This is a genomic window from Polaromonas sp. UBA4122 (assembly GCA_002381615.1).
Lineage (GTDB): Bacteria > Pseudomonadota > Gammaproteobacteria > Burkholderiales > Burkholderiaceae_C > Polaromonas.
The window spans coordinates 1-459 of record DFWY01000009.1 but is presented as its reverse complement, the minus strand read 5'-3'; the positions used below and the strand labels follow the sequence as shown (position 1 = coordinate 459).

The following is a 459-nucleotide window of genomic DNA, read 5'->3' as shown; positions in this document are numbered from 1 at the left end:
ACTACTGGGGCCAGGGCGCGCACAGTGCGCTGCCGATCGTGGGCGACTTCACCGCGCAGGCGCTGCGCTCGCGCGTCATCGACCCGCGCGCCCGTTTTGTGGCGCCGCCAGACACCAGCCTGTTCAGCCCGCTGCTGGGCCGCCTGCGCGATTGGTTCAAGCGCGTGTTCGGCCCTGCCCCAGTGACTGTCCGCCCGCCTGAACCCAAGCGGGTGCCACAGCCCGAACCGGCGCCCACGCCAGAGCCAGAGTCAGAGCTTCCACCGGCGCCGCCGCCGGTGCAGGCCGACTTGCCGCTTGAACGCCTCGACCCGGTGGAAATAGTGCCACAGGCGCCGCCGGCAAGTTCGCCTGCAGAGCCTGCGTCGGAACCAGACACACCGTTACAGAGCGAGCCGGAGGCGCCGGCCAATGGTGGCCGCGCGCCTTGAGGCGCGCAGATGCGTCCTCTTGAACCAG

General features: G+C 70.6%; 1 pseudogene. It reads left to right on the top strand.

The window, feature by feature from the left end:
- Window positions 1-431 (top strand): annotated as a pseudogene (locus B3F77_RS01265) (penicillin-binding protein); the annotation flags it as partial.
- Window positions 432-459: the final 28 nt, after the last annotated feature.